Below are 25,051 nucleotides of genomic sequence, written 5' to 3' on the forward strand. Positions count from 1 at the left end.
CTGTCCCGTTCGCGCCGACCTGACAGAATGAGCTGCCGCCGCATGTCGGGCGGGACAGGCAGTCGCATGGAACGGAGTTATCGATTGAGCGCGTCTGACACGACGGTTCTGGTCACGGTCACCGGACCCGACAAGCCGGGCGTCACATCGGTACTTCTGGCTGCTCTGGCCAATCGCGCGGTCAGCCTGCTGGATGTGGAGCAGGTCGTGATTCGCGGTCGGCTCACCCTGGGCGTGCTGGTGTCGTGTCCCACCGATCCCGAGGCGCTGCAGGATCAGCTCGAGGACGCCATGGCCTCCATCGGCATGGATGTCGATGTGGAGATCGGGGCGAGCGCCGTCTCGGGCGCGAAGCTGTCCACCCACGCGGTCGTGGTGCTGGGTTCGCCGGTCACCGCGCGCGCTTTCAGCGCCATCGCGCGCAAGCTGGCCGCGCAGCGGGTCAACATCGACTCCATTCGCGGCATCGCCGACTATCCGGTCACCGGCCTGGAACTCATGGTCACCGTCCCCACCGCCGACGCGGACACCGAGACCGAGCTGCGCACCGCGCTGGCCGCGGTCGCCGCCAAGGAGAGCGTGGATGTCGCCGTCGAGAAGGCGGGCCTGGCGCGACGGGCCAAGCGGCTCATCGTGTTCGACGTGGACTCCACCCTCATCCAGGGCGAGGTCATCGAGATGCTGGCCGCGCACGCCGGTGTCGAGGAGGAGGTCCGCAAGGTCACCGAGGCGGCCATGCGCGGCGAGATCGACTTCTCCGAATCCCTGCGTCAGCGGGTGGCAACCCTGGCCGGGCTGGACGCCTCGGTCATCGACGAGGTCGCCGAGCGGATCGAGCTCACCCCCGGCGCCCGCACCACCATTCGCACCCTGCGCCGCCTGGGTTTCCGCTGCGGCGTGGTGTCCGGCGGTTTCCGTCAGGTCATCGAGCCGCTGGCGCACGAGCTGGAACTGGACTTCGTCCAGGCCAACACCCTCGAGATCCGCGACGGCAAGCTGACCGGCGCGGTGGTCGGGGAGATCGTGGACCGGGAGGCGAAAGCCGTTGCGCTGCGCCGATTCGCGGCCGAGACCGGGGTGGCCATGGATCAGACCGTCGCGGTCGGCGACGGCGCCAATGACATCGACATGCTCAATGCCGCCGGGCTGGGCATCGCGTTCAATGCCAAGCCCGCGCTGCGTGAGGTCGCCGACGCGGCGCTGTCGCATCCGTTCCTGGACGCGGTGCTGTTCATCCTGGGCGTCACCCGCGACGAGGTCGAGGCGGCCGATGCCCGCGACGGCGGTATCCGCCGGGTGCCGCTGCCTCGCTGAGGCGTGTGGCCGCTGCCTCGTTGAGGCGTGTGGCCGCTGCCTCGTTGAGGCGTGTGGCCGCTGCCTCGTTGAGGCGTGTGGCCGCTGCCTCGCTGAGGCATGTGGCCCCTGCCTCGCAGGGCAGGCAACGCGTCCAATTCGGTTGCGGCACTCGCAGCTACGCTCTCGGTACCGTGGTCGGGGAGTCCGGCCATGATCGAAGGAGAATCCGTGCGCGTGCGAATGCCGCTGGCAGTGGTGATGGCCGGGCTGGCGCTGGCCGGCTGCGGCACCTCGGCCGATCCGAACGAGGCGAAGCCGGTGTCGGCCACCAGCGTCGCGGTCACCACCGCGGTGCAGGCGACCCCGTCCGAGCACGCGGCGGTGCAGGTCGGCGCGGACTCCGACGGCAAGGATGTGAGCCTCGCGGTCGGTCAGGGCCTGATCATCACCCTCGAGGCCAACCCGACCACCGGGTACGCCTGGGAGCTGGGAGGCCTGGACCAGAACGTGGTGAAGCAGAACGGCTCGCCGGAATACGAACAGGACCCGAAACCGTCCGGCATGGTCGGGGTCGGCGGTAGATCGGTGGCGAATTTCGTGGCGGTCGCGGCGGGTTCCACCCGATTGAGCCTGGAATACAAGCGAGCCTGGGAACAGGGTGTGGAGCCCGCCAAGACCTTCACCCTGAACCTGACAGTTCATTAGCGGAACAGTTGTGTAGGAGTGGTTGTGTCGAGCGTCGGATCCACCATCGATGCCGGTTTCGTGGCCAGGCACGCGGAATTGGCGCGGGGATACGGCGGCGGAGGCGATCCGGCGGACCCGGCGCTCGTGCAGGCCATGCAGATGGTGCTGCACATTCCGAAGAACGATCCGCCGGCGCGCAGCGCACTTCTGGCAGCCGCCGCCTCGGCGGTGGTGGCGCTGTGCCTCGACGAGCGGGTCGGGCCCGATGGGGAGTGGGAGGAGCGCTATCTGACCTGGAAACACTCGCGTATTCGCAAGGTAGCGCGGCGGGCGCGCGGGGCGCAGTGGCTGGCGGCGCAGGAAGTCGACGGTGTCACAGTCGAATTCGCGGGTGCGCAGGCGCGGGCGCTGGTGCCGGGACCGGTCGGCGAGGTGGATCCGCGCATCCGGCGTCTGCAGATCAGCGGCACCGAGCTGCCGGTGGCGCAGGAGATCGCAATCGATCCGGAGTGTCCGGTGCTATGGGTGAACGCGGAACTGGGTATGACTGTAGGGAAGGCCGCGGCACAGGTAGGGCATGCCAGTATGTTGCTGGCAGGCGCTCTGCCGGTGCAGCGGGCGTATGCGTGGGCCGCACAGGGATTCCGGTGCACCGTCGCGGGGGCCGATCCGGGCCGCTGGGCGGAATTGCAGCGGCGGGTGGCCGAGGGCAGCGCGGTGGCGGTGCGCGATGCCGGTTTCACCGAGGTGGCACCGGGGTCGACGACCGTGATCGCGGTGGCGTAGTGCGAATGTCGCACTAGCGAAACCGGATGGTCGGCGCACTGACCCATATGGGCAGTGCATATCGACTTCCCCGGACGGGTCGGCAAGGATCGATTCACGTTTCCTCGAAAGGAAACCACCGAAATGACAACACTGCTGGTTGTTCTCATCGTGTGGGCGGCGCTCTCGGTCCCGGCGGCACTCGTTCTGGCGCGCATGTTCCGGTCCACGCGGGCGGACGCGCGGGACCGCGGGTTGGCGGGCCCGGAGCGCGAACCATCGGAATTCGACGGCGGCGCACACGAAATCGCTTATCGCCATCGCAATTCCGGAGAGGACACGCACCGAGTTTTCCCACCACGTTGACGATCGTCCAGGGCGGTGGGCCAAGATGGACCCCGTGCCGCAACCGGATCCCGATCTGCTCATCGATTTCAGCGACGTCACCGTCCGACGTTCCGGACATACCCTGGTCGGTCCGGTCACCTGGCAGGTGGAATTGGACGAACGCTGGGTCGTGCTCGGCCCCAACGGCGCCGGCAAGACCTCGCTGCTGCGCATGGCCGCCGCCGAGATGCACCCCACCTCCGGGGTCGCCAACCTGCTCGGCGAGACCCTGGGCCGGGTCGACATCAACGAGCTACGCCCGCGCATCGGCCTGTCCTCGGCCGCCATCGCCAGCCGGGTGCCACTCGACGAGAAGGTCGCCGACCTGGTGGTCTCGGCCGGCTACGCGGTGATGGGCCGCTGGCGGGAGAGCTACGACGACATGGACACCGACCGGGCAGTGGACATTCTGGAAAGCCTGGGCGCGGAACACCTTTCCGATCGCACCTACGGGACGCTGTCGGAGGGGGAGCGCAAGCGGGTGCTCATCGCCCGCGCGCTCATGACCGATCCGGAACTGCTGTTGCTCGACGAACCGGCCGCCGGGCTGGATCTGGGCGGGCGTGAGGAGCTGGTCGAACGGCTCGGCGATCTGGCCGCCGATCCGGACGCGCCCGCCACCGTGCTGGTCACCCACCATGTGGAGGAGATTCCGCCGGGCTTCACCCACGGCATGCTCCTCAATGAGGGCAGTGTGGTCGCGCAGGGTCTGCTCACCGATGTGCTGACCTCCGAGAACCTGAGTGACGCGTTCCGTCAGTCGATTCAGCTGGACCGCATCGAGGGCCGCTACTTCGCACGCCGCAGTCAGCGCTTCGGACGGCACCGCAACCGCTGAAAGCCGCCTCCCGCAACCTGTCTCGCGAACCGCGGCGCGCTGCCATTGCGTCCACGGCCATCACGGGGCAAACTATCCGCAACTGCCGCGGATGGAGGGAGCTGGCTGTGGGCCGGAGTATCGGCGCCATTACGATTCTGGCCATCGCGGTTGTCGCCACCGGCTGCGTGGCCGATCCACCGGCCGCCCAGCGGGTTTCGAATTCGCATGCGGCGGAAACCCTCGGCAGGGCCACGGTCCCGTCGGACCTGGATGGTAGGACGGTGCAGCTCAGCTATGACAGCGGCGCGGGCGGCACCATCGTCTTCTCGGCGGACGGGCGTACCCTGACCTACACCACCGCCGACACCGGACACGGGTCGAGCACGCCGGTCGCGGTCGCATCCATCGAGGCTGGCATCTTCCTGGTTACCTGGACCGACGACACGGGCGCGGTGGTCAGCCAGGTGCAGGACTATCGGACCGGCAAGGTGGAGGGCACCTGGACCCGGCGCGATGGCGCCGGTCGGGCCGTCATCGAAACCCGCACCGGATCAGTCCATCCGACAGACTGACCGGCGAACCCGCAGCGCGCGGTATCGCTTAGCCGGGGCAACGGTTATGGTGCGAAAGGTGAGCGAAGCAATGGCCCAGTCCGAATCCCAGCCCGCGGCCGCGCCCGTCAAGGACGCGTCCACGGTCATGCTGGTGCGCGACGGTGCGCACGGGCCCGAGGTGTTCCTGCAGCGTCGAGTGGGTGGCATGGCCTTCGCGGCCGGCATGACCGTCTTCCCCGGTGGTGGCGTCGACCCCTCCGACGCGTCCATCGCACTGGACTGGGCTGGACCCGAACCCGCCTGGTGGGCCGAGCGATTCGGCATCGACGCCGGCCGCGCCCAGGCGCTGGTCTGCGCGGCGGTGCGCGAGACCTTCGAGGAGTGCGGGGTGCTGCTGGCGGGACCGACCGCCGACAGCGTCGTCAGCGACACCGCGGTCTACGCCGAGGCGCGCGTGCAGCTGGAACGCCGCGAACTGTCCTTCGCCGAATTCCTCACCCGCGAGAACCTGGTGCTGCGCGCCGACCTGCTGCGCCCGTGGGACAACTGGATCACCCCGGTGATCGAGCCGCGCCGCTACGACACCCGCTTCTTCGTCGCGGTGCTGCCCGAGGGCCAGCTCGCGGACGGCGCCACCTCCGAGGCCGAGGTGGTCGCCTGGTGCACCCCCGCCGAGGCCATCGACCGCTGGCGCGAGGGTGTGGACGTGCTGCTGCCGCCCACCTGGACCCAGCTCGCGGTGCTGAACGAATTCGCCTCCACCGCCGAGATTCTCGCGGCCACCCGGGACATCACCCCGATCATGCCGGTGTACGACCCGTCGGGCGGCGGTCCGGCGCTGGCGTTCCCGCACGCCGACCGCTACTTCGCTGAGCTGCCCGACAATTCGCGCATCCGTGGTTCGCAGCGACCCGAGTAGCGCCCGCCCGGGCGGGGCATCCCCGTGCCCGGGGCCCGAAGTAGGGTGATCGGCTGTGGCCGAATTCGTGACCGTGGACCGGGGTGTGGCAGAGCATGTCGCCGTGCTCCGCATCGCACGCCCGCCGATGAATCTGATCGATCTCCAGGTGGCGCTGGAGGTGGCGGCCGCAGCGGAGGAGATCGCGGCCGACGCGTCGATCGCGGCCGTGGTGGTCTACGGCGACGAGCGGGTGTTCTCCGCAGGTGACGAACTGGCCGAACTGGCCCGGCTCACCCCCGAGCAGGCGCAGGCCATGGCCGCCGATTTCCAGTCGGCGCTGAGCTGCCTGGCCCGGGTGCCGCAGCCGACCGTGGCCGCCATCAGCGGATACGCCCTCGGCGCGGGGCTGGAGTTGGCCCTGGCCGCCGACCGCCGCATCATCGGCGACAATGTGAAACTGGGCCTGCCGCAGATCAAGGCCGGGCTGATCCCGCTGGCCGGTATCCGCCGGTTGAGCCTGCTGATCGGTCCTTCACACGCCAAGGATCTGGTGTACAGCGGCCGGTTCGTGGATCCGGAGGAGGCCGCGGCGCTCGGCCTGGTCGACGAGGTGGTCGCGCCCGACGAGGTGTTCGCCGCCGCCCTGCGGTGGGCCGAGCAGTTCACCGATGGTCCGCGCGCGGCCCTGGCCGCCGCCAAGCGGGTGTTCGAGGCGGGCACGCACGGCCACGATCGGGCGCGTCGCGAGTGGACCGATCTGTTCGGCACCGAAGACCAGCAGGTTGGAACACGTTCTTATTTGGTCGACGGTCCGGATGCGACCCGGTTCACCGGGCGTTGAGCAGCCCGATAACACCGTTCACCGGGGTATTCATTAGGCTGCCCTGCATGACAGTTGGTCCTGAAGACCCCGCGCCGAACCCGCACGCCACCGAGGCGGAGGTCCAGGCCGCGTATAGCGACAACAAGCTCGCCCAGGTCCTGTATCACGACTGGGAAGCCGAGACCTACGACGACAAGTGGTCCATCTCCTACGACGAACGCTGCATCGAGTACGCCCGCGGCCGCTTCGACGCCGTCGCCCCGAGCGCCGAGCTGCCCTACGACCGGGCCCTCGAACTCGGCTGCGGCACCGGCTTCTTCCTGCTGAATCTGATGCAGGCGGGCGTCGCCAAGCGCGGCTCGGTCACCGATCTGTCCCCGGGCATGGTCAAGGTCGCCACCCGCAACGGCCAGAACCTGGGCCTGGACGTGGACGGCCGGGTCGCGGACGCCGAGACCATCCCCTACGAGGACGACACCTTCGACCTCGTCGTGGGCCACGCGGTGTTGCACCACATCCCGGATGTGGAGCTGGCGCTCAAGGAGTGCCTGCGCGTGCTGAAGCCGGGCGGCCGGTTCGTGTTCGCGGGTGAGCCGACCACCATCGGCAACCTCTACGCCCGCAAGCTGGGCCAGGTCACCTGGAAGATCACCACCGAGATCACCAAGTTGCCGTTCCTCAGCGACTGGCGTCGCCCGCAGGAGGAGCTCGACGAGTCCTCCCGCGCCGCTGCCCTCGAGGCCGTCGTCGACCTGCACACCTTCGACCCGTCCGACTTGGAGCGCATGGCCCGCGGCGCCGGCGCTGTCGAGGTCCAGGCCAAGACCGAGGAATTCGCCGCCGCCCTGTGGGGCTGGCCGGTGCGCACCTTCGAGGCCGCCGTCCCCGACGAGAAGCTGACCTGGCGCTACCGCATGGCCCAGTACAAGGCGTGGCTGGCGTTCTCGGCCCTCGACGAGAAGGTGCTGCGCCACGTGGTGCCCCGCCAGTTCTTCTACAACGCCATGATCACCGGCGTGAAGCCCGGCGCCTCCGCCAAGTAGGCCGGTCCACGAATCCCCGTGGGCTACGCCTTCTCTCGCGCTGACATCGCCTACCTCGCCAGTCCGGCCGGCGCGGCCGCCCTGGCCGAGGTGGGCGATTTCGCGCTCACCCCCGCCTCGCTCCTGAAGGACCTGGAGCGCCTCCGCCGCGACCACGGCGACCACGCCCCCGTTCTCGTGGAATCGGTTCGCCTGCGCCGCCGCGCCGCCGCCAAACTCGAGGGCGCGGGCGAGTGGCTCTTCACCGACGACGCCCTCCAGCAGGCCACCCCGTCACCCGTGGCCCGCCACCGCGCCCAACGCCTCGCGGGCCGCACCGTCCACGACGTCACCTGCTCCATCGGCGCCGAACTCGCCGCCCTCGCCGATGTATGCCCCGTGGTCATCGGCAGCGACCTCGACGACGTCCGCCTGGCCATGGCGGCACACAATCTCGCTGCGCGACGAAATGTGTTGCTGGTCAAGGCAGATGCGTTGGTGCCGTGCAGTGTCGCTGAGGTCGTGATCGCGGATCCGGCGAGGCGGTCGGATGGGCGGCGGACGCATGATCCGGCGAAGCTACAGCCGCCGCTGCCGGATCTGCTGGCGGCGTATATCGGGCGGGAGCTGGCCGTGAAGTGTGCTCCCGGACTGGATTTCGACAAGCTCGGATGGGCTGGCGAGATCGAAGTCGTCTCGCTCGACGGGGCGGTTCGGGAAGCCTGCCTGTGGTCACCGGGCTTGGCGGAGCCCGGCGTCACCCGCCGGGCCACCGTGCTGTCGTCCACCGGGGAGCCGTGGACGCTCACCGATGCCGACCCGGACGACATCCCCGAGCGCGAGCCCGGGGAGTGGATCGTCGATCCGGACGGTGCGGTGGTCCGCGCCGGTCTGGTCCGCCACTACGCCGCGAAACATGGCCTGTGGCAGCTCGATCCGCGCATCGCCTACCTGACCGGCGACAAGGTTCCCGAAGGCATGCGCGGGTTCCGAATCCTCGAGCGTATGGAATTCCGGGAGAAGCCCCTGCGCGCCGAACTGCACCGCCGCGACTGCGGCCCCCTGGAGATTCTCACCCGCGGCGTCGACATCGACCCGGACGCCCTTCGCAGCCGCATCAAACCCCGTGGCTCCCAGCCACATACCCTCGTCGTCACCCGAATCGGCCGTCAGGCAACTGTTTTCCTCTGCGCCACCCCGTAGGGCCGTATCCGCCGCCCGCGTGCTGCGCCGAAGCTGCCCTCGCATGGCTGAAAGCCGTTGGCGATCAGCGGCTTCGGGAGATCAACCCTGGTAGGTGGTATGGGTCGGCCGCATGACGAGGATGACGCGGTCGGCGTGGTCACCGACCGGCTTCTGATAGTCGAGGTCGTAGCGCTGGGCGAGGACATCGAAGAACTCGCCCTCGGGGTCGGCGTCGATGCGCTCGATGACGCCGCGCACCTCGAGGTAGCGGTAGGGAGCCTCGGGATCGTTGATGCTCACCGCCACGTGCGGGTCGCGAGACGTATTGCGGTGCTTGGCGCGCGTGGTGGTCGTGGTGAAGCGCAGGAACTCACCGTCCCAGATCTGCCAGATCGGGGTGACCTGCGGGGTGCCGTCCGGATTCAGGGTGGCCAGGTGCGCGAAAAGCGGGCGGGTCAGCAGGTCGGTGTACTTCTCGGGGATGACGGGGTGGGTCACGGTGTGCTCCTTCAGAGTTGGGAGATCTCGACGATGCGGAAGCCGGCGGGGACGCCGTCGCCGTAGGGGCCGTTCTTGTCGAACTGGGAGACCGTGACCAGCGCGTGGCCGCCGGTGTGCACGATCGAGGTGGGGATGTCGAGCGCGGGGTCGGTGACGCGGTGCTGCAGTTCGGCTTTCGCGCCGTCGTCGGTGAGGCGCCAGCGGGACACGGCGTTCCCCTTGTTGTGTACCACCCACAGGGTGTCGCCGCGCAGTTCCAGGCCGTCGCCGTCGAGCGCGTCGCCGCCGGTGCGGGCGATCGGGTGCACGGTCGGCTGCGGTCCGGTCGAAACCCGGTAGAGGTCGCCGTTGGTCATGTCGACCACGATCAGATACCGGCCCGCGTCGTCGGCGGCAATGCCGTTGAGGGTCATGGGATTCCGTGCGGCCGGGTCCTTGGCCGCGCCGAGGTCGAGGTAGACCCGCAGTTCGCCGCCGTGCCCGCCGTGCGCGAGCGCGTCGGCGAGCTGGTCCGGTCCGATGCGGTAGACCACGTTCCGCACGCTGTCGGTGACGTAGACGCTGCCGTCGGGTGTGATGGCCAGATCGTTGACGAACGGCTGCCCGGCGGCCGGGACGTCGAAGCGGGCGAGCAGGGCGCGAGTTCCGGTGTCGTACACCGTGATTCCCGCGGTGTGGTCGATCACCCAGAGCCGCCCGGCGGCATCGACCTTCACACCGTTCGCGGTCCGGCGTCCGTCCGCGCCCGCGGCCAGAAAGGTCTCGGCCGCGGTCGCGCCCGGCGTGGCCCGGTAGATCGCGCCGGTGAGGAACGAGCTCGCGTACACGTCGCCGGTGCGCGGATCGACGGTGATGCTCTCCGGATACGCGCGCTCGGGCAGGTCGTACGCGGTGGTGATGCGGTCGGGCACTGAGGTGTTGTGCTGGGGCGCTGAGGTGTTGTGGTCGGGCGCGGCGCCCGGCGTCGCCGCGTCGCCGGTGCTGCACGCCGCCGATGCCAGCAGCAGCGCCGCCGTCACCGCGGGCGCGGCCCAGCGGCGAATCGGGTGGGACATAGATCGTGCCTTTCGATCCCGGTGGATAGAGATGACATATGAGTGCGAGAGCGAAGATAGATTAGAACTCTAATGATCGTCAAGGCTCGAACAACTGCATGAGCTATCATGCCGGGGTGACGTCGATGCCGGTCGAAGAACGCCTGGGGACCTTCATCAAGCGCGCCGAACAGGCGCTGATGGGTGCGAAGAATGCCGCCCTCAAGCCCGCGGGCGTGACGATTCCGCAGTACGCGGCCCTCTACGTGCTGAGTGAGAACCCGGGCATTTCGGCGGCCGAGCTGGCCCGGCGCTGCGGCGTCACACCGCCCACCATGAACACCGTGCTCACCAATCTGCGCGAGCGTGGCCTCATCGAGCGCACTCCGCACGCCTGGCACCGCAATGTGCTCGAGACCCGGCTCACCGAGGAGGGCCGCGCCGTCATGCACGCCGCCGACAAGCGGGCGGTCCCGGTCGAGCGCGCGCTGGCCGCGGAGTTCACCGATGCCGAGCGGGAGGCGCTCGTGTCCATGCTCGAGCGGGCGGCCACCCTGCTGGATTCGGTGCGGCCGGACTGATCCTAACGGTCGCTGATGGCGCTGAAGTCGGTGACGAATCTGGTGAGCAGCCGGGCGAATTCGGTGCGGTCGCGCTCGCCCCAGGCCGCGGTCGCCTCGGCGAAGACGGCCTGGCGGTTGGCGTGGGCGCGGTGCAGCGCGGTCTGCGCGGCGGGCGTGAGGTGCAGGTGGATGCGCCGCGCGTCGTGCTGGTCGGCGCGGCGTTCCAGCAGGCCCTCGGCGACCGCGCGCGCCACCAGGCGGCTGGCGCGGGGCTGATCCACGCCCAGCGCGGTCGCGATGTCGGTGACGGTGGCCTCCCCGTCGCGCGCCTCGACCGCGTCGAGCACGCCGAAGACGGTCGGATCGACGGCCGGTCCGCCCCCGCGGGCCGCGAATCTATTGAGCGCGCGCCGGGTCTGGCTGCGCCGGATGGCCACCATGGCGCGCTCGATGGCGGCGATCGCGGGGTCGTTGTCCTTCACCCTTGCCATCGTACAATCACTTGCTAAAGTACATGTATATGTAATGTGACAACTGTTAGGAGACCGCCATGACCGACACCCCGAAGCCGATCGGCTACTGGTTCAAGCACATCGACAGGACCCTCGAAGACAATTTCGCCGCCCTGCTCGCCACCGAGAGCCTGCGGCGTCGCCACTGGCAGATCATGCACACCCTCTCCGGCGGCGCACTCGACGCGGCCGGGCTCGATGTCGCCCTCTCGCCGTTCCTGAACACCCAGGACCCCACGGCCGCACCATATGTCGGCACACTGCTCGACCGCGGCTGGGTCGTTCTCGATGCCGCGGGTACCTACGCCCTCACCCTCGAGGGCATCGGCGCGCACGCGAAACTGCTGGAGCGCATCAGGATTCAACGCACGGCGGCCACCGAGGGCCTCAGCGACGACGACTACCGCACGCTGCTCGATCTGCTGCAGCGCGTCTCGGCGAACGTCGACGCGTTCGCGCTGACCTTGCGGTAGCCGACGCCGGTCGCGGGCGCGGCGGCACCCGCCCGACCCGGGGCGTGGCGCACCTTCCGCACTGTCACCCCCGCGTAGGCCGCCGGCCCGCTGATGGTGAGCATGGCTTCAGACTGCCTCGGGCGATCTTCCGGCGGTAGGCGACCATCGCGAATCCATCGGCCACGACGAGGATTCCGGCGCACAGGCCAACGCTGTCCGGGCCGTCGGGCCGGACGCGGTGTTACTTCTCGGGTTTGAACACGAACAGCTCGCCGATGCGGGTGGTCACCACGACCTCGCCCTGATCGCCCACGGCGGTTGCCACGGTCGTGCCCTCCGCACCGGGCAGCTCGTTCGACTGCACCGTGGCGCCGGTCTTCGTGTCGAAGGTCACCAGCGTCAGCTTGTCGCCGATCGGCGCGACCGTGTACCCGGTCCCGCCCGCCGTCTGCACCGGCCGTCCGCGCAGCTCCAGATCCTTGCGCTCCCAGGCGATCTCGGCGCTGCCACCCTTGTCGCGCAGCGCGACCAGATGCCCCTCGTCGCCGGCGGGCACCAGCAGCCCGTCGGACACCGAGATGCCGCCGCGCGCCGGGAAACCGAGATCCTGCACCCATTTGGTGTGCCCGGTGGCGGCGTCCACGGACATCAGCCGGTTGGTGTTGTCGCCGACGTACACCGTGGACCCGTCGGACGACAATGCCGGGCTGGTGGCGCTGCCCTGCTGGAGCACCTGCGCGGTCCAGTCGACGTGAACGTCCTTGCCGCCGTAGGTGAGCGCGATCAGTGCGGCCGCTTTGTCGCCCGGCTTCCACACCGTCGCGTAGAACCGCCCCGACTTCTGGTCCACCGCCGACACATTCGCGATCGGGCACTGCGGCCCGCCGGTCGCGCAGTCCTCCAGGCCCTGCCCGTCCGGCGGCCGGCTCAGCGACGGGTTGGTCAGGAAGTCGGGCTCGCCGAGCAGCTGGAAGGTGGACACCTGCCGATCGCCGGTCTGCCGGCTGAGCACGTCCACCTGTCCGGACTGGGTCACCGACAAGACATTTCCGTCGCCGGTGAACTGGACCGACACCGGTGTCCCGGCGGCCGGGGTCCGCCAGCGCGGCTGCCCGAGATTGTTGAAGGAGTTCACCGCGCCGTCGTCGCCGACGTACACATTGCCGGTGCCGTCCACCGCGGAGCCGCCGTCGACGGCGCTGGGGCCCATGGGATTGCAGAACCGCTTGCGGCCGGTCGGCATCTGGAACGAGAGAATATTGCAGGCATTGGTGCGGGTCGTGACGTACAGCTGCCCGTCGCCGCCGATGGTCACCGGCTGCGCGACCGGACCGCCCACGGGCCGAGACCAATTCAGCGCCAGCTTCCGCGACCCGGTGACCGGACTCGACCCGCTGTTGCGCGCGTCGCGGAAGGCCAGCGGCCACCCCTTGCCCGGGCCTACTCCGATGTCGTCGACCTTGGTGCTGCCGAACGTGCACGCGGTCAGCGTGAACAGCCCGGCGCTCGCCACTGCCAGCACCTTCGCCCCGGTACGGGTGCGTCGTTCACGTCCGGTCCGCCGCCTGCCGTTTCGCACCTGCTGGTGTCCCTTCTGCCAGTACGGAAGTCTGTGGTTTCTCGCCGGGCCGCTACAGCCGGAGCACAGCCTACTTTCACGCCCTGTGAAGGGGGCGGATACCCTCGTTGAAACGACCGGTGAACACAGGGAGTAGTTCGTGACGAGCATGTGGGGCGCACCGTTGCGCTCGCGTTGGCGGGGGTCGCGCCGCCGTGACCCGGAGCAGGCGCGTTTCCTCACCCCCGCGTCCCTCAAGTGGGTTCTCGCCAATCGCGCCTACACGCCCTGGTATCTGGTGCGCTACTACCGGCTCTTCAAGTTCAAGATGGCCAATCCGCACGTGGTGTTGCGCGGCATGGTCTTCCTGGGCCGCAATGTCGAAATCCACGCCACCCCGGAACTGGGCCGGCTGGAGATCGGCCGCTGGGTGCACATCGGCGACGGCAATGCCATTCGCTGCCACGAGGGTTCGCTGCGCATCGGCGACAAGGTGGTGTTCGGCAAGGACAATGTCGTCAACACCTACCTCGATATCGAGATCGGCGAATCCACCCTGGTCGCCGACTGGTGCTACATCTGCGACTTCGACCATGTCACCGACGACATCAACCTGCCCATCAAGGACCAGGGCATCGTGAAGTCCCCGGTGCGCATCGGCCCCGACACCTGGATCGCCGCCAAGGTCACCGTGCTGCGCTCCACCCGGGTCGGCCGCGGCTGCGTGCTCGGCGCCCACGCCGTGGTCAAGGGCGACATCCCCGACTACTCCATCGCCGTCGGCGCCCCCGCCAAGGTGGTCAAGAACCGCAAGGACGCCTGGGACTCCGCCGCCGAGAAGCGCGCCGCCCACCTGGCCGCCCTTGCCGACATCGAGCGCAAGAAGAGCGGCGTCTCCGCTTCCTGACAGATCACCGCACGCAGGCCGGGCCGTGATGCCCGGCCTTTGTCATGCCCGCCCGGTACCTTCAGGCGCATGCACCGCTACGCCGCCTTCCTGCGCGGGATCATGCCCACCAACCCCAATATGCGCAGTGAGAAACTGCGCGGCGTCTTCGAAGGTCTCGGCTTCGAGAAGGTGAGCACCCTGCTCTCCAGCGGCAATGTCGTCTTCCGGTCCGCCGACTCGGATGTCCCCGCCCTGGAAGCCAAGATCCAGCAGGCCCTCAACTCCGAGCTGGGCATCCCCGGCGGCACCCTGATCCGCACCCACGCCCAGCTTCAGGACCTCATCGACTCCGACCCCTTCGCCGGCCTCACGCACGGCCGCGAGACCTACCTGACGGTCACCTTCGTCCGCGACACCCTGAAGTCCCTCCCCGAATTCCCCCGGGGCGAATCCACGGTCCGCCTCGTCCGCTTCGACAAGCCCTGCCGCGCCCTGCTCTCGGTCATCGACAACACCGACCCCAGCACCACGGGTTTCATGGCCGTCGTCGAGAAGGCCTACGGCAAGGACATCACCACCCGCACCTTCCTGACGATCCAGAAGACTCTCAAAAAGATGGACGCCTAACGTATTTCGCTGTGTCGGCCCGGCCTGAACCACGGCCGCCGGGTGGCGGTCACGTTCAGGACGGTGCTCCCGGACCCGGTGAGCGGATTTGCGCGTCGGCCCACGGGCCGTCGTGGGGCGCGATACCGTGGGCCGATGACTCTCGGATTTCGAGCTGTGCTGACCGGTGTGGCGTCTGTCGCGCTGGTGGGATCGCTCGCCGCGAATGCTCATGCGACGCCGTCCACTGGCGTCAGTGCGGTGATCCTCTCGCAGACCACCATCGGCGGTATGGACTACATTCTGCGCGAAATCACCGTGGCGCCAGGCGGTTCCACCGGGTGGCACTACCACGATGGGACGCTGTACGCGCTGGTGCGGCAGGGGGAGCTGAGCCATTACGGGTCCGACTGCGCGGTGGATCAGACCGGCGGGCCGGGTACCGCGCTCGTGGAGCGGGCCGGGGCGGGGAATGTGCATCTCGAGCGGAATCTGGGCACCGAGCCACAGGTTCTCGATGTGCTGTATGTCCTGCCGGCGGGCAGTCCGCTGTCCGAGGATGCGCCGAATCCGGGCTGCCCGTTCGACTGATCGTGTGCCGGGGCCCGGCAGTCCACCGACCCCGAATTAGAACTCGTTCCAATTCGGGGCGCAGGGATGTCCCAGGGTGAATTCGAGCCGGGGGGCTCAGTACGGCTGGTTCGGGTCGCGTTCGGGGAGCGGGCGTTCCGCGATCACGGGACGGCCCAGCGGTGTCCGGACCCGGCGCTTGGCGGCCTGGTAGACCAGGGCGGTCTCCTCGGCGACCACGTCCCAGGCGAAGTCGGCGGTCAGCCGCTCGCGGGCGGACCAGGCGCGATCCTGGGCGGCGGCGGGGTCGTCGAGCACCGAAATCACCGCGTCCGCAACGCCGTTCACGTCGGCCGGTTCGAAGGAGGCGCCGGTGACGTCATCGGTGACCAGGTCGCCGAGCCCACCGGCGGTGGAGGTGACCAGTGGCGTGCCCGCAGCCGCCGCCTCCAGCGCGACGATGCCGAAGGGCTCGTAGCGGCTGGGCAGCACGATGGCGTCGGCGCTGTGCAGCCAGCCGAGCAGATCGGTGTGATCGAGCTTGCCCACGAAGTTGACCGCCCGCGCCACCCGATGCGCGCGGGCCCGCTCACGCAGCCAATCGAATTGGGTGCCGATACCGGCCACCGTCAGGGTCGTGCCCGGGTGCGCCTTGCGGATCCGCGGCAGCGCGGCAATCGCGTCCTGGATGCCCTTCTCGTATTCCAGCCGGCCCACGTACAGCAGCCGCGGCGGACCGGAGCGCGGCGCGCGCTCACGGAAGGTCCACGCGCCCACGTCGATACCGTTGCGGATCACCGTCATCGGCACCCGCTCGGCACCGTAGAGCCGGTGCACCTCGTCCTTCATGGACTCCGAACAGGTGATGAGCGCGTCGGATTCGTGCGCCAGCCACCACTCCACCGAGTGCACCTGACGATTCACCCGTCCCGACACCCAGCCGCTGTGCCGGCCCGCCTCGGTGGCGTGAATGGTGGAAACCAGTGGCACGTCGTAATACTCGGCCAGCGTGATGGCCGGGTGTGCGACCAGCCAGTCGTGCGCGTGCACCACGTCCGGCGTCCAGCCCTCGCCGATGCCGGGCTTGTTCAGCGCGATGCCGGCCCGCACCATGGCGTGCCCCATGGCCAGTGTCCAGGCCAGCATGTCCTCGCCGAAATCGAACGACGGCGGATCCTCGGCGACCGCCACCACCAGCACGCCCTCCTCGATGAAGGAGTGCTTCGGGTGGGTGGTGGCGTCGGTGCCCATCGGACGGCGCGCCAGCACGACGACTTCGTGTCCGGCGGCGGCCAGTTCGACGGCGAGGTGATGCACGTGGCGGCCCAGCCCACCGACTACGACGGGTGGGTACTCCCACGACACCATCAAGATCTTCATGCGGGTCCTTCTGAAGCGGGGCCGAGCCTGCGCGCATCGAGCGCGGGGAAGAGTCCGTCGGCCGCGTACCATCCTGCCGCCAACTGGCCCGCTTTGGCGAGTTGCCCGGCCGCCACCGCCGCGGCGATCTCGCGCACGGCGTGGGCGTGTTCATGGGCGCGGTCGCGCGCGTATCCGGCCGCGGAATCCTTCGACACCATGAACGCCCAGTCGCTGGAGACGGCGAGGATCGCCTCCCGCAGCAGCTGGTCGGCAACCGTGTCGCGGAGCCCGAATCGATTGTTGTAGAGCGACCCGGCGTCCACCCGCATCTTGTCGAGGGTGTCCAGGGCCAGCCGCACCACGTCGGCGTTGAGCTCGACCAGATCCGCGACCTGGTCCCCGGCCCACACCCGCCAGTCCTTGCCCGAACCCCAGGAGGAGTCGGCCAATTCGACGCGTTCGCCCACGTAACCACGGGCCCGCGCATCGGCGAGCGTGCCGACGGTGACCCCCGCCTCGGGCAGCGCGCGCAGCACCTGTTCGAGCCACTGCGGGCCCTCGTGCCACCAGTGCCCGAACAGTTCGGTGTCGAACGCGGCCACCACCAGCGCCGGGCGACCGATTCGTTCCGACTCCGAGATCAGCCGCTCCCGCACGGTCGCCACGAAGTCCGCGACGTCCTTCTCGATGGCCGTGGCGGCGAGTTCTGGATCGTAGGGGGCCTTGTCGGGGCCCGCGACGGTCTTGCCGGTGACGCGCGCCGGCTTCAGTCCGGTGGCGTGATCGTAGTGATGGAAATCACGGTAGTAGGGCTGCCCCGGGTACCCGGATTTCGGCGACCACACCCGGTAGCTGACCGTCAGATCGCGGCCGAACGCCACCACATCCGAATCCCACACCGGCCGACCGAGCGTGGTGTCACCGCGCAGTGCGGGACCGTCCACCATGAAGTGCGAGATGCCGACCTTGTCGTAGGTCTGTTCCATCCCGGGCGTGAACCCGCACTCGGGGGCCCAGATGCCGGCGGGCGTGTGCCCCCATCGGGCCCGCGCGTCCGCCAGTCCCTCGGTCAGCTCGTACTCGCGCAGCCGCGGATCCAGCAGCGGCTGGAACGGATGCGACAACGGCCCGCCCAGCAATTCGATGGCTTCGGCGTCGATGAGCTCGCGCCACACCGGCGAGGCCCCGTGCATCCAGCGCGTTTCGAAATCGTCGAGAGCCGTTGTGGCGAGCCGGTGTTCGTGCCCGCCGAGTGCGGTATTGCCCGCCATGGACGCCTCGTCGGCGCGTAGCCGCCAGTTGCCCAGCCAGTGGTGCATGCCCTTCAGGCAGTGCGGGTCATCCAGCTGCGCCGCCAGCACCGGCGTGATGCCCAGGCTGATCAAGTGTGAACGGCCCTCGGCCGCAAGGGTTCTCAGCACCTTGGCCACGGGCAGGTAGGACGCCGCCCACGACTGGTACAGCCACTCCTCACCGACCGGCCAGCGCCCGTGATGGGCCAGCCACGGCAGATGTGAGTGCAGGACCAGGCTGAACTGTCCCGGCACCGGGGAAAGCTCGTCCGTCACGGCTTCACCGCGATGGCCAGCAGATCCAGGCTGGTGTCGATATCCCGCTCGGTGTCGGCGACCAGTTCGAAATCGTCGATGCGCACGGCGGCCACGTCCGCCGTCAGCTCCGCCGGCCACGGCTCGCCCGCCAGCGCCCGGTCGATCTGCGCGTCGATGATCGATCCGCCCCACTTCGCGTCCAGCGCCACCAGTTCGGGCCCGTGGAAGATGCCGGCCATCAGCTCCACGGTGAAACCGGCCTCGACGAGAAGTTCGGTCATCTCGGCGGCATTCAGCTCACGCGTGTGAAAAGGGTTGAGCGGCGTATCGCGTCCGGGGGAGAAGGTGATCCGGTTGGGCGTGGAGATCAGCAGCTTGCCGCCGGGCCGCAGCACTCTCAGGCATTCACGCAGGAACTGCGCCTGGTCCCAAAGATGCTCGATCACTTGGAAGTTCACCACGATGTCGACCGAGGCGTCGTCGAGCGGCAGCTCGGCCAGATTGCCCTGCACCATCCGCACCCGCGGGTACTTGGCGCGCACGTGCGCCACCGCGCTGTCGTCGTAGTCCAGGCCGGTGACCTGCGCGGCGACGCCGGCGATCATATTGGCGCCGTAGCCTTCTCCGCTGCCGGCCTCGAGCACGACCCGGTCCGCGCAGTGCTCCAGCATGCGCACGTAGGCGATCTCGTGCCGCCGGAACCAGTAGTTCTCCTCGGCGATGCCGGGCACCGTCCGCTCACCGGTCAAAGGCAAGGGATCGGTGGGGTTTTCAACAGGACTCACGGCCTCGCTCATTGCTCCGACGTTAGCGGTTGTCCATATCACACCCGCGACCGGATCAGCCGATGCAGAAAGTCACACGCTAAGTTACCCACGAGTAACTTAACGTAGGGTAATCTCCCGGACGAGCTACTTGTGGACGTACGTGACGAACTCGTGCGACCGCCATACCCAGTGCCACCAGAACAGGAGGTCGACGAAGACCAATGCCGAACATCGTCGTACTGATCAAGCAGGTTCCCGACACCTGGTCCGAGCGCAAGCTGACCAGCGGTGACTACACCCTCGACCGCGAGGCCGCCGACGCCATCCTCGATGAGATCAACGAGCGCGCCGTCGAGGAGGCGCTGTTGATCAAGGAGGCGCAGGGCGGCGAGGTCACCGTGCTGGCCGCAGGCCCCGACCGGGCCACCGAGGCCATCCGCAAGGCCCTCTCCATGGGTGCGGACAAGGCCATCCACATCAACGACCCGGCCATCCACGGCTCCGACGCCGTGCAGACCGCCTACATCCTGGCCGCCGCGCTGGGCCAGATCGAGGGCATCGAGCTGGTCATCGCGGGCAACGAGGCCACCGACGGTCGCGCCGGCGCCGTTCCGGCCATCATCGCCGAGTACCTGGGTCTGCCGCAGCTGACCCACCTGCGCAAGCTCACCGTCGACGGCGAGCGCATCGCCGGCGAGCGTGAGACCGACGAGGGCGTGTTCAAGCTCGAGGCCACTCTTCCGGCCATCGTCTCGGTCACCGAGAAGATCAACGAGCCGCGCTTCCCGTCCTTCAAGGGCATCATGGCCGCCAAGAAGAAGGAAGTTCAGACCTTCACCCTGGCGGATCTGGGCGTCGACCCGGAGACCGTGGGCGTTGCGAACGCCGGCACCCAGGTGACCGGTGTGACCCCGAAGCCGGCGCGCACGGCGGGCGAGAAGATCGTCGACGAGGGCGAGGGCGGCAACCAGATCGCCACCTACCTGGTCGGCCAGAAGATCATCTAAAGCCCCCGAGCCCAACGACTTTCAGGAGATAGAAAAAATGGCAGAAGTTTTGGTGCTCGTGGAGCACGCTGACGGTGCGCCCAAGAAGGTGACCACCGAACTCCTCACCGCCGCCCGCTCGCTCGGCACCCCGGCCGCCGTCGTGCTCGGCCCGGCCGGCACCGCCGACAAGCTGGGTGACGCCCTGGCCGCCGCCGGCGCCGAGAAGATCTACGTCGCCGAGGGCGACGACGCCGAGGGCTTCCTCGTCACCCCCAAGGTCGACGTGCTCGCCGGCCTGTCCGAGTCCGCCGCCCCGGCCGCGATCCTGGTCGCCGCCACCGCGGAGGGCAAGGAGGTGTCGGGTCGCCTGGCCGCCCGCATCGGTTCCGGTCTGCTGATCGACGCCATCACCGTGAACGGTGACGGTTCGGTGCAGCACTCCATCTTCGGTGGCGCGTTCACCGTGGACGCCAAGGCCACCGGCGACGTGCCGGTGATCTCGGTGCGCCCGGGCGCCGTCGAGGCCGCCCCGCAGGCCGCCGCCGGCGAGAAGGTCGTCGTCGAGCTGCCCGCCCAGGAAGAGGGCGTCACCAAGGTCGTCTCGCGTGAGCCGAACGTGGGCGGCGACCGCCCCGAGCTCACCGAGGCCGCGATCGTGGTCTCCGGTGGCCGTGGTGTCGGCTCGGCCGACAACTTCGGCAAGGTCGTCGAGCCGCTGGCCGACGCCCTTGGTGCCGCCGTCGGTGCCTCCCGCGCCGCCGTCGACTCCGGCTACTACCCGGGCCAGTTCCAGGTCGGTCAGACCGGTAAGACGGTCTCCCCGCAGCTGTACATCGCCCTCGGCATCTCCGGCGCCATCCAGCACCGCGCCGGCATGCAGACCTCGAAGACCATCGTGGCCGTCAACAAGGACGAAGAGGCCCCGATCTTCGAGATCTCGGACTACGGCATCATCGGCGACCTGTTCAACGTCGCCCCGCAGCTCACCGAGGCCGTGAAGGCTCACAAGGGCTGAACACCCCTGCGGTGAAACGCAATCGGCTGTCCCCCGGCCCGAGTGGCCGGGGGACAGTCTTGTGTCCGGCCGGTGCGCTCATCCGGGAGCGTGGACACCCTGAGCCAAGTCTCCTGAGTTGGAGTCCCCAGGGGCAGCGGAAGCGCCGAACTCCTGACGATCTTCCCCACCGGCAGCGCGGACCTCGCAGCCGGGAATGTGAGCGCAGCGTTCCTGGACGCGCTCATCACGATCGACTGCCTGATGCTGGGCTGTGGCGACGGGCCCCGCAACGGGTAAGAGCAGCGGAATCCAGCCGATCGAAAGACAGATGACAGAGGGGGAGGTGGGCGCTGTTGCCCGGGTGGCGCGGGGTCGGGCAGGCTTGGCCGGTGCTTGGGCGATTCGATCCGCGGCGGCGGCAGGTGGAGGCGGTTGCCGTCGAGAAGGTCGAGACGGCGGGGGACGCCGATCTGGCGGGGATTGTCGCGGGCTTGCATTTCGATCTGGCCGAATGGCTGGGGACGGACGCGCCGCCGAAGGTGTTCGATCGGGTTTCCGCGGCGTTGGATGTGCAGTTCACGTCGGTGGTGACGACCGGGGAGCCGGTGGACCGGGAGACTTTTCTGCAGGGGCTGTGGGGTGCGCGGAATGCGGTGGCGGGGTTGGAGATCGAGGTTTCCGAGGTGCGGGAGATCGCTCGGAGCGGCCACCTGATCGTGGTCAGGTTCGTGGCGGAGAATCGGGTTGGTGGGGCCGGGACACGGCGATCGGTCACGGCGGTCCTGGCCACCGATGGACGCACCTACCTCTGGCGGACCGTCCACGAAACCGCGATGCCGGATTCCGAAAGTCCCTCTCCCGCAGCGGGGTAGCTCAGCGGGCGACTCATCCGTAGACGCGGGCCGCGATGTGGCCGTCCGGGCGGATCAGCAGCGCGGTGGTGGGGGAGAGGTCGCACGACTTCCGGAGTTGTTCGGGGAGTTGGGATCCCGTGAGGAGGACGTGGCCGGGGCCGATCAGGTCCAGGGTGGAGCGGCCGTCGGGGAGCCAGGCGTGGGGGAGGCGGGCGCCGACGGTCGCTGAGGGGGTGTGGGCGCCGGTGGCGATCGTCGTGCCGGTGTCGAGGTAGGTGGTCCCGAGCAGGAGTCCATCGTCGATGCGATAGCTGGCGCGGTTGCGAGCGTTCGCGGTGGAGATGTCGATGACCTGACGAGCGAGTGGGCGGCGCTCGGATTCGTATGTGTCGAGCAGGGATCCGGGGGACGCGCCCGTCAGGACGGCGGCCAGTTTCCATGCGAGGTTGTCGGCGTCGCCGATGCCGAGGTTCATGCCATGGCCGCCGGTGGGCGGGATTGCGTGCGCGGCGTCGCCGGCGAGCAGTACCCGGCCGGATCGGTAGGCGGCGGCCAGCCGCGCGTCCATGCGCCAGGTCGCGGTATCCCGGATGGTGATCTCCAGATCGGGTAGGCCGGTGCCGTTTCGGATCAGGGCCATCAGGTCGAGGTCGCCGGGTTGCCTGCCCTGGAGAGGATGCTGGTAGATCCACTGGCGGTCGTTGTCGATGGCCAGGAATCCGCCTCCGCCGGTGAGGAAGTAGGAGGTACTCGCGCGATCCGCGACCAGTTCGCCCAGGGGTGCGTCGAAGCGGACGCTGAGGAATTCGTTCAGGCCGGTCGGGCCGTCCATGGTGATGCCGGCGCCGGCTCGGACGGTACTGTGCGCACCGTCGCAGCCGATCAGCCAATCCGCCTGCAGCGTGGACTCTTCCCCGGTGTGTTCATCGCGCACGGTCGCGGTCACCCCGGGATCGGACTGCTCGTACGAGATCAGTCGCACGCCCCGCCGCACCGTATCGCCCGCGTGTGCGGACAGGACTCGCTCGAGCGCGTCCTGGGAGCAGACCAGGCCGGGTGCGGGCGTGTGGCCGGTGTCGTCCGAAACCGGCAGGGTGCGAACGTAATCCGGATCGTCGAGGGTGCGGCCGCGGAAGAACGCGACATGGTCGGCGGGCAGTCCCGCCGAGCGGATCTCCGCCTCGAGTCCGAGACGTCGGAAGATCTCCATCGAGCGGGCCGAGATACCCCGCGCTTTCGGGTGCGGGGACGGCTCGGTGCGGGCCTCGATGACCTGATGGCCGATGCCCGACCGCGACAGCAGGATCGACAGGGTCAGCCCGACGGGGCCGCCGCCGATCACCAGAACCGAGGTACGCATGATCCTCCTGTAACGCCAATTGTTTGAATTGACGTTACACTGTGGGCGTGGCGGATGACCAGAACCCGAGAGGGCTGTACTTCCTGGCCGACCTGGCGAACGCCGTGCGGGCCGGAAGCGGGGACGAGGATGTGCGGCGAATCCTGCGCGAGCACCGAGCCCCCGAGCGCTACCGCACCGCCGAACCAGCCGAGATCCGCCCCGCGGCCGCTCGCATCGCCGACATTCTCGAGCTCACGGATCCCGATGACGCGGCGCGGGAGATCAATGCCCTCCTGGCCGACTATCCCGCGCGCCCGCTGCTCGTCCAATTCCCCGGCCGCCCTTGGTCCATGCATTCGCGCCCGCCCGAGGACGCCGACCCCGAATACTGGCTGCTGGCCAAGGCGGCGCTGGCGCTGGGCCTGTGGTTGAGCGACCGCGGCCGATGCGCGTGGGGCCGGTGCGCCGCCACCGACTGCGGCCGCTTCTTCATCGACACCGGGCGGCGGCAACCTCAGAAGTACTGCGGAACCACCTGCGCCACCAGAACCAGGGTGGCCGCGCACCGGCAACGGTCCGGCAGGATGGACTGATGCCGATCTCGTTGCCGCCGAATGTGGCGGAGACCATCGCGGGGAGTTTCGGGAAGCGGGGGGCGGAGTGGCTGGCCGCGCTGCCGGGCATGGTGGAGAAGCTTTGTGCGGCTTGGGAGTTGGAGCTGGCCGGGGACAGCTTCGGTGGCGGGACGCATTCATGGGTTGCGCCGGTGCGGCGGCGGGACGGTTCGCTCGCGGTGTTGAAGGTGCCGGTGGTCGACGAGGAGAACTACGGGGAGCCGACCGGGCTGTACTGCTATGGCGGCGACGGGGCGGTGCGGTTGTTCGAGTTCGATCCGGGGACGGGGGCGATGCTGCTCGAATGGGCGCGGCCGGGGACGGAACTGCTGTATCAGCCCGGTTTCCCGAGTCTCGAGGGGCGGCCGGAGAACATCGCCAGGGTCGAGCAGGCGTGCGGGTTGTACCGCAGGCTGCAGCGGGAGCCGGTGGCGGCTCCGGTGGGCTTTCCGGAGCTGCCGACCGCCGCCGGGATGGTGGCGGGGTGGGAGGGGATGTTCCTCGAGCCGGAAGACGGTGTCGCCGAGGTGATTCCGGCTCGGCTGCTGGGTCGGGCGGCGGAGCGGTGTGGTGAGCTGGCGGTGCCGGACGGGCCGCTGCTGGTGGTGAACAGGGATACCCATCTGGGCAATATCGTTGCGGCGGAACGGGAGCCGTGGCTGCTCATCGACCCGAAGGCGTATCTCGGGGAAGCGGCGTTCGATGCCGGATTCCTGATCATGATCCAGGTGCAGAGCGATCCGGCGCCGGACCACGCCCGGGCGGTGGTCGAGCGGACCGCCGCGGGATTGGCCGTCCGCGCCGATCGGGCGCGTGCCTGGGCGTTCATGCGGTCGATGGAGGAGATCGTGTGGGCCGTCGAGGACGAGGGGCCCGAGGACCTGCGGTTGCATCTCGCGGTCGCGACCGCGCTGGTCTGATCCTGGCGGCCGAAACCTACAGCGGCCGATACCGTTCGCGGGCCGCCCGCCGCCGCTGCACATCGCGTTGGACCACCATGCCGATGGAGGTGGGAATGAGCAGTGCGAGTCCCCACGGCACCGCAACCCAGATCGGCCAGAAGTAGCCCATCCCGGTGGCCAGCCAGATCACCACGCACATGAGGTTCACGAAAACCCACGGCGCCCAGATGATCTTGACCCAGATCGGCACGCTGCCGCTGTCGCCGGGACGGCCCGCGGGCCGTCCCGGACCGCGTACGGCCGGTAGGTCGGACATGATCGGCGCCAGTTCCCCGTAGGTCCGGGCCGAGTACACCTGCTGCAGTCGTTCGTCGAACTCGTGCAGCGTGATGCGCCCCTCGCCCATGGCCACGCGTAGCCGGTCGACGATCTGTTCGCGGTCCCGGTCGGAGGCCCGCATGTTCTCCTGCCCCACGATGCCAGGGTAATTCGGTTCCGCCCGGTGTGTCGGCGGTATTCGGCCGGGCGTCCGCGGCTTTCGCGCCG

At 69.0% G+C, this 25,051-nt stretch carries 29 protein-coding genes; 20 read left to right on the plus strand and 9 right to left on the minus strand.

Annotated features, from left to right (window positions below; all coding sequences use genetic code 11):
• Nucleotides 1-84: 84 nt before the first annotated feature.
• The 10 genes from serB (at nt 85) to ACIRRA_RS19325 (ending at nt 8,458) form a co-directional block, all read left to right on the plus strand.
• The gene (gene serB, locus ACIRRA_RS19280) at nt 85-1,314 is read left to right on the plus strand and encodes a phosphoserine phosphatase SerB (protein WP_402769563.1); all 1,230 of its coding nucleotides are present in this window, start codon (nt 85-87) and stop codon (nt 1,312-1,314) included.
• A gap of 210 nt (nt 1,315-1,524) precedes the next feature.
• Nucleotides 1,525-2,001 carry a protease inhibitor I42 family protein gene (locus ACIRRA_RS19285; protein WP_402769566.1) on the plus strand — a complete coding sequence of 159 codons (477 nt, stop codon included), beginning with the start codon at nt 1,525-1,527 and terminating at the stop codon, nt 1,999-2,001.
• A gap of 24 nt (nt 2,002-2,025) precedes the next feature.
• Nucleotides 2,026-2,769, plus strand: a complete 744-nt coding sequence (locus ACIRRA_RS19290; protein ID WP_402769569.1) for a peptidyl-tRNA hydrolase — start codon at nt 2,026-2,028, stop codon at nt 2,767-2,769.
• Nucleotides 2,770-2,892: 123 nt separating this feature from the next.
• Nucleotides 2,893-3,114, plus strand: a complete 222-nt coding sequence (locus ACIRRA_RS19295) for a hypothetical protein (protein ID WP_402769572.1) — start codon at nt 2,893-2,895, stop codon at nt 3,112-3,114.
• Nucleotides 3,115-3,139: 25 nt separating this feature from the next.
• A complete protein-coding gene (locus tag ACIRRA_RS19300; protein ID WP_402769575.1) occupies nt 3,140-3,973 on the plus strand; it encodes an ABC transporter ATP-binding protein in 834 nt (277 codons plus the stop codon).
• A 107-nt stretch (nt 3,974-4,080) separates the two neighbouring features.
• Nucleotides 4,081-4,527 carry a MoaF-related domain-containing protein gene (locus ACIRRA_RS19305; RefSeq protein WP_402769578.1) on the plus strand — a complete coding sequence of 149 codons (447 nt, stop codon included), beginning with the start codon at nt 4,081-4,083 and terminating at the stop codon, nt 4,525-4,527.
• Nucleotides 4,528-4,573: 46 nt separating this feature from the next.
• The gene (locus tag ACIRRA_RS19310; protein WP_402769580.1) at nt 4,574-5,428 is read left to right on the plus strand and encodes an NUDIX hydrolase; all 855 of its coding nucleotides are present in this window, start codon (nt 4,574-4,576) and stop codon (nt 5,426-5,428) included.
• A gap of 55 nt (nt 5,429-5,483) precedes the next feature.
• The gene (locus ACIRRA_RS19315; protein WP_402769583.1) at nt 5,484-6,251 is read left to right on the plus strand and encodes an enoyl-CoA hydratase-related protein; all 768 of its coding nucleotides are present in this window, start codon (nt 5,484-5,486) and stop codon (nt 6,249-6,251) included.
• A 47-nt stretch (nt 6,252-6,298) separates the two neighbouring features.
• Nucleotides 6,299-7,276: a class I SAM-dependent methyltransferase gene (locus ACIRRA_RS19320; RefSeq protein ID WP_402769586.1), complete on the plus strand. Its 978-nt coding sequence runs from the start codon at nt 6,299-6,301 to the stop codon at nt 7,274-7,276.
• Nucleotides 7,277-7,294: 18 nt separating this feature from the next.
• Entirely contained in the window at nt 7,295-8,458 is a 1,164-nt protein-coding gene (locus ACIRRA_RS19325) for a class I SAM-dependent methyltransferase (RefSeq protein WP_402769589.1), read from the plus strand.
• Between the two features lie 81 nt (nt 8,459-8,539).
• Here the strand turns inward: ACIRRA_RS19325 and ACIRRA_RS19330 are convergent, their stop codons facing one another.
• Nucleotides 8,540-8,938 (minus strand): PPOX class F420-dependent oxidoreductase, encoded by a 399-nt coding sequence (locus ACIRRA_RS19330; protein WP_402769592.1) that lies wholly within the window; start codon nt 8,936-8,938, stop codon nt 8,540-8,542.
• A gap of 11 nt (nt 8,939-8,949) precedes the next feature.
• Nucleotides 8,950-9,996: an SMP-30/gluconolactonase/LRE family protein gene (locus ACIRRA_RS19335; RefSeq protein WP_402769595.1), complete on the minus strand. Its 1,047-nt coding sequence runs from the start codon at nt 9,994-9,996 to the stop codon at nt 8,950-8,952.
• 125 nt (nt 9,997-10,121) lie between these two features.
• Between ACIRRA_RS19335 and ACIRRA_RS19340 the strand changes: the two genes are divergently transcribed.
• Complete coding sequence (locus ACIRRA_RS19340) at nt 10,122-10,556, plus strand: MarR family winged helix-turn-helix transcriptional regulator (RefSeq protein WP_402769859.1); 435 nt, start codon at nt 10,122-10,124, stop codon at nt 10,554-10,556.
• 2 nt (nt 10,557-10,558) lie between these two features.
• Here the strand turns inward: ACIRRA_RS19340 and ACIRRA_RS19345 are convergent, their stop codons facing one another.
• A complete protein-coding gene (locus ACIRRA_RS19345) occupies nt 10,559-11,020 on the minus strand; it encodes a MarR family winged helix-turn-helix transcriptional regulator (protein WP_402769598.1) in 462 nt (153 codons plus the stop codon).
• 68 nt (nt 11,021-11,088) lie between these two features.
• Here ACIRRA_RS19345 and ACIRRA_RS19350 point away from each other — a divergent pair, with 68 nt between their 5' ends.
• Nucleotides 11,089-11,523, plus strand: a complete 435-nt coding sequence (locus ACIRRA_RS19350; RefSeq protein ID WP_402769601.1) for a hypothetical protein — start codon at nt 11,089-11,091, stop codon at nt 11,521-11,523.
• Between the two features lie 223 nt (nt 11,524-11,746).
• On the opposite strand, the gene ACIRRA_RS19355 is transcribed toward ACIRRA_RS19350, so the two are convergent.
• A complete protein-coding gene (locus ACIRRA_RS19355; RefSeq protein ID WP_402769604.1) occupies nt 11,747-13,018 on the minus strand; it encodes a PQQ-binding-like beta-propeller repeat protein in 1,272 nt (423 codons plus the stop codon).
• A 205-nt stretch (nt 13,019-13,223) separates the two neighbouring features.
• Between ACIRRA_RS19355 and ACIRRA_RS19360 the strand changes: the two genes are divergently transcribed.
• The 3 genes from ACIRRA_RS19360 (at nt 13,224) to ACIRRA_RS19370 (ending at nt 15,149) form a co-directional block, all read left to right on the plus strand.
• Nucleotides 13,224-13,970 (plus strand): acyltransferase, encoded by a 747-nt coding sequence (locus ACIRRA_RS19360; RefSeq protein WP_356997480.1) that lies wholly within the window; start codon nt 13,224-13,226, stop codon nt 13,968-13,970.
• Nucleotides 13,971-14,039: 69 nt separating this feature from the next.
• Nucleotides 14,040-14,579: a DUF1697 domain-containing protein gene (locus ACIRRA_RS19365; protein WP_402769607.1), complete on the plus strand. Its 540-nt coding sequence runs from the start codon at nt 14,040-14,042 to the stop codon at nt 14,577-14,579.
• A gap of 135 nt (nt 14,580-14,714) precedes the next feature.
• Nucleotides 14,715-15,149, plus strand: coding sequence for a cupin (locus ACIRRA_RS19370; protein ID WP_402769610.1), 435 nt, complete (start codon nt 14,715-14,717; stop codon nt 15,147-15,149).
• Between the two features lie 96 nt (nt 15,150-15,245).
• Here the strand turns inward: ACIRRA_RS19370 and ACIRRA_RS19375 are convergent, their stop codons facing one another.
• Genes ACIRRA_RS19375 through ACIRRA_RS19385 form a run of 3 tightly spaced genes read right to left on the minus strand, consistent with a single transcriptional unit; the run spans nt 15,246 to nt 18,837 of the window.
• Entirely contained in the window at nt 15,246-16,508 is a 1,263-nt protein-coding gene (locus ACIRRA_RS19375) for a glycosyltransferase family 4 protein (RefSeq protein WP_402769613.1), read from the minus strand.
• Entirely contained in the window at nt 16,505-18,058 is a 1,554-nt protein-coding gene (locus ACIRRA_RS19380; RefSeq protein ID WP_402769616.1) for a 1,4-alpha-glucan branching protein domain-containing protein, read from the minus strand. Before ACIRRA_RS19380 ends, ACIRRA_RS19375 begins: the two co-directional genes overlap by 4 nt.
• The gene (locus ACIRRA_RS19385) at nt 18,055-18,837 is read right to left on the minus strand and encodes a class I SAM-dependent methyltransferase (protein ID WP_402769619.1); all 783 of its coding nucleotides are present in this window, start codon (nt 18,835-18,837) and stop codon (nt 18,055-18,057) included. The genes ACIRRA_RS19380 and ACIRRA_RS19385 overlap by 4 nt, the downstream gene beginning before the upstream one ends.
• A 191-nt stretch (nt 18,838-19,028) precedes the next feature.
• Between ACIRRA_RS19385 and ACIRRA_RS19390 the strand changes: the two genes are divergently transcribed.
• The 3 genes from ACIRRA_RS19390 (at nt 19,029) to ACIRRA_RS19400 (ending at nt 21,665) form a co-directional block, all read left to right on the plus strand.
• Entirely contained in the window at nt 19,029-19,814 is a 786-nt protein-coding gene (locus ACIRRA_RS19390) for an electron transfer flavoprotein subunit beta/FixA family protein (RefSeq protein WP_326309084.1), read from the plus strand.
• A 37-nt stretch (nt 19,815-19,851) separates the two neighbouring features.
• On the plus strand, nt 19,852-20,811 hold the full coding sequence (locus ACIRRA_RS19395) for an electron transfer flavoprotein subunit alpha/FixB family protein (RefSeq protein ID WP_402769622.1): 960 nt from the start codon (nt 19,852-19,854) through the stop codon (nt 20,809-20,811).
• 371 nt (nt 20,812-21,182) lie between these two features.
• Nucleotides 21,183-21,665: a hypothetical protein gene (locus tag ACIRRA_RS19400; RefSeq protein WP_402769625.1), complete on the plus strand. Its 483-nt coding sequence runs from the start codon at nt 21,183-21,185 to the stop codon at nt 21,663-21,665.
• A 13-nt stretch (nt 21,666-21,678) separates the two neighbouring features.
• On the opposite strand, the gene ACIRRA_RS19405 is transcribed toward ACIRRA_RS19400, so the two are convergent.
• Entirely contained in the window at nt 21,679-23,007 is a 1,329-nt protein-coding gene (locus ACIRRA_RS19405; protein WP_402769627.1) for an FAD-dependent monooxygenase, read from the minus strand.
• 47 nt (nt 23,008-23,054) lie between these two features.
• On the opposite strand from ACIRRA_RS19405, the gene ACIRRA_RS19410 reads away from it, so the two are divergent.
• Together ACIRRA_RS19410 and ACIRRA_RS19415 are read left to right on the plus strand one after the other, a co-directional pair.
• Nucleotides 23,055-23,582, plus strand: a complete 528-nt coding sequence (locus ACIRRA_RS19410) for a CGNR zinc finger domain-containing protein (protein WP_379437735.1) — start codon at nt 23,055-23,057, stop codon at nt 23,580-23,582.
• Nucleotides 23,582-24,523, plus strand: coding sequence for an aminoglycoside phosphotransferase family protein (locus tag ACIRRA_RS19415; RefSeq protein ID WP_402769630.1), 942 nt, complete (start codon nt 23,582-23,584; stop codon nt 24,521-24,523). Before ACIRRA_RS19410 ends, ACIRRA_RS19415 begins: the two co-directional genes overlap by 1 nt.
• A gap of 16 nt (nt 24,524-24,539) precedes the next feature.
• On the opposite strand, the gene ACIRRA_RS19420 is transcribed toward ACIRRA_RS19415, so the two are convergent.
• Complete coding sequence (locus tag ACIRRA_RS19420) at nt 24,540-24,980, minus strand: DUF1707 domain-containing protein (protein WP_402769633.1); 441 nt, start codon at nt 24,978-24,980, stop codon at nt 24,540-24,542.
• Nucleotides 24,981-25,051: the final 71 nt, after the last annotated feature.

Origin of the sequence: Nocardia sp. NPDC101769, from assembly GCF_044766925.1 — a bacterium.
Classification (GTDB): domain Bacteria; phylum Actinomycetota; class Actinomycetes; order Mycobacteriales; family Mycobacteriaceae; genus Nocardia.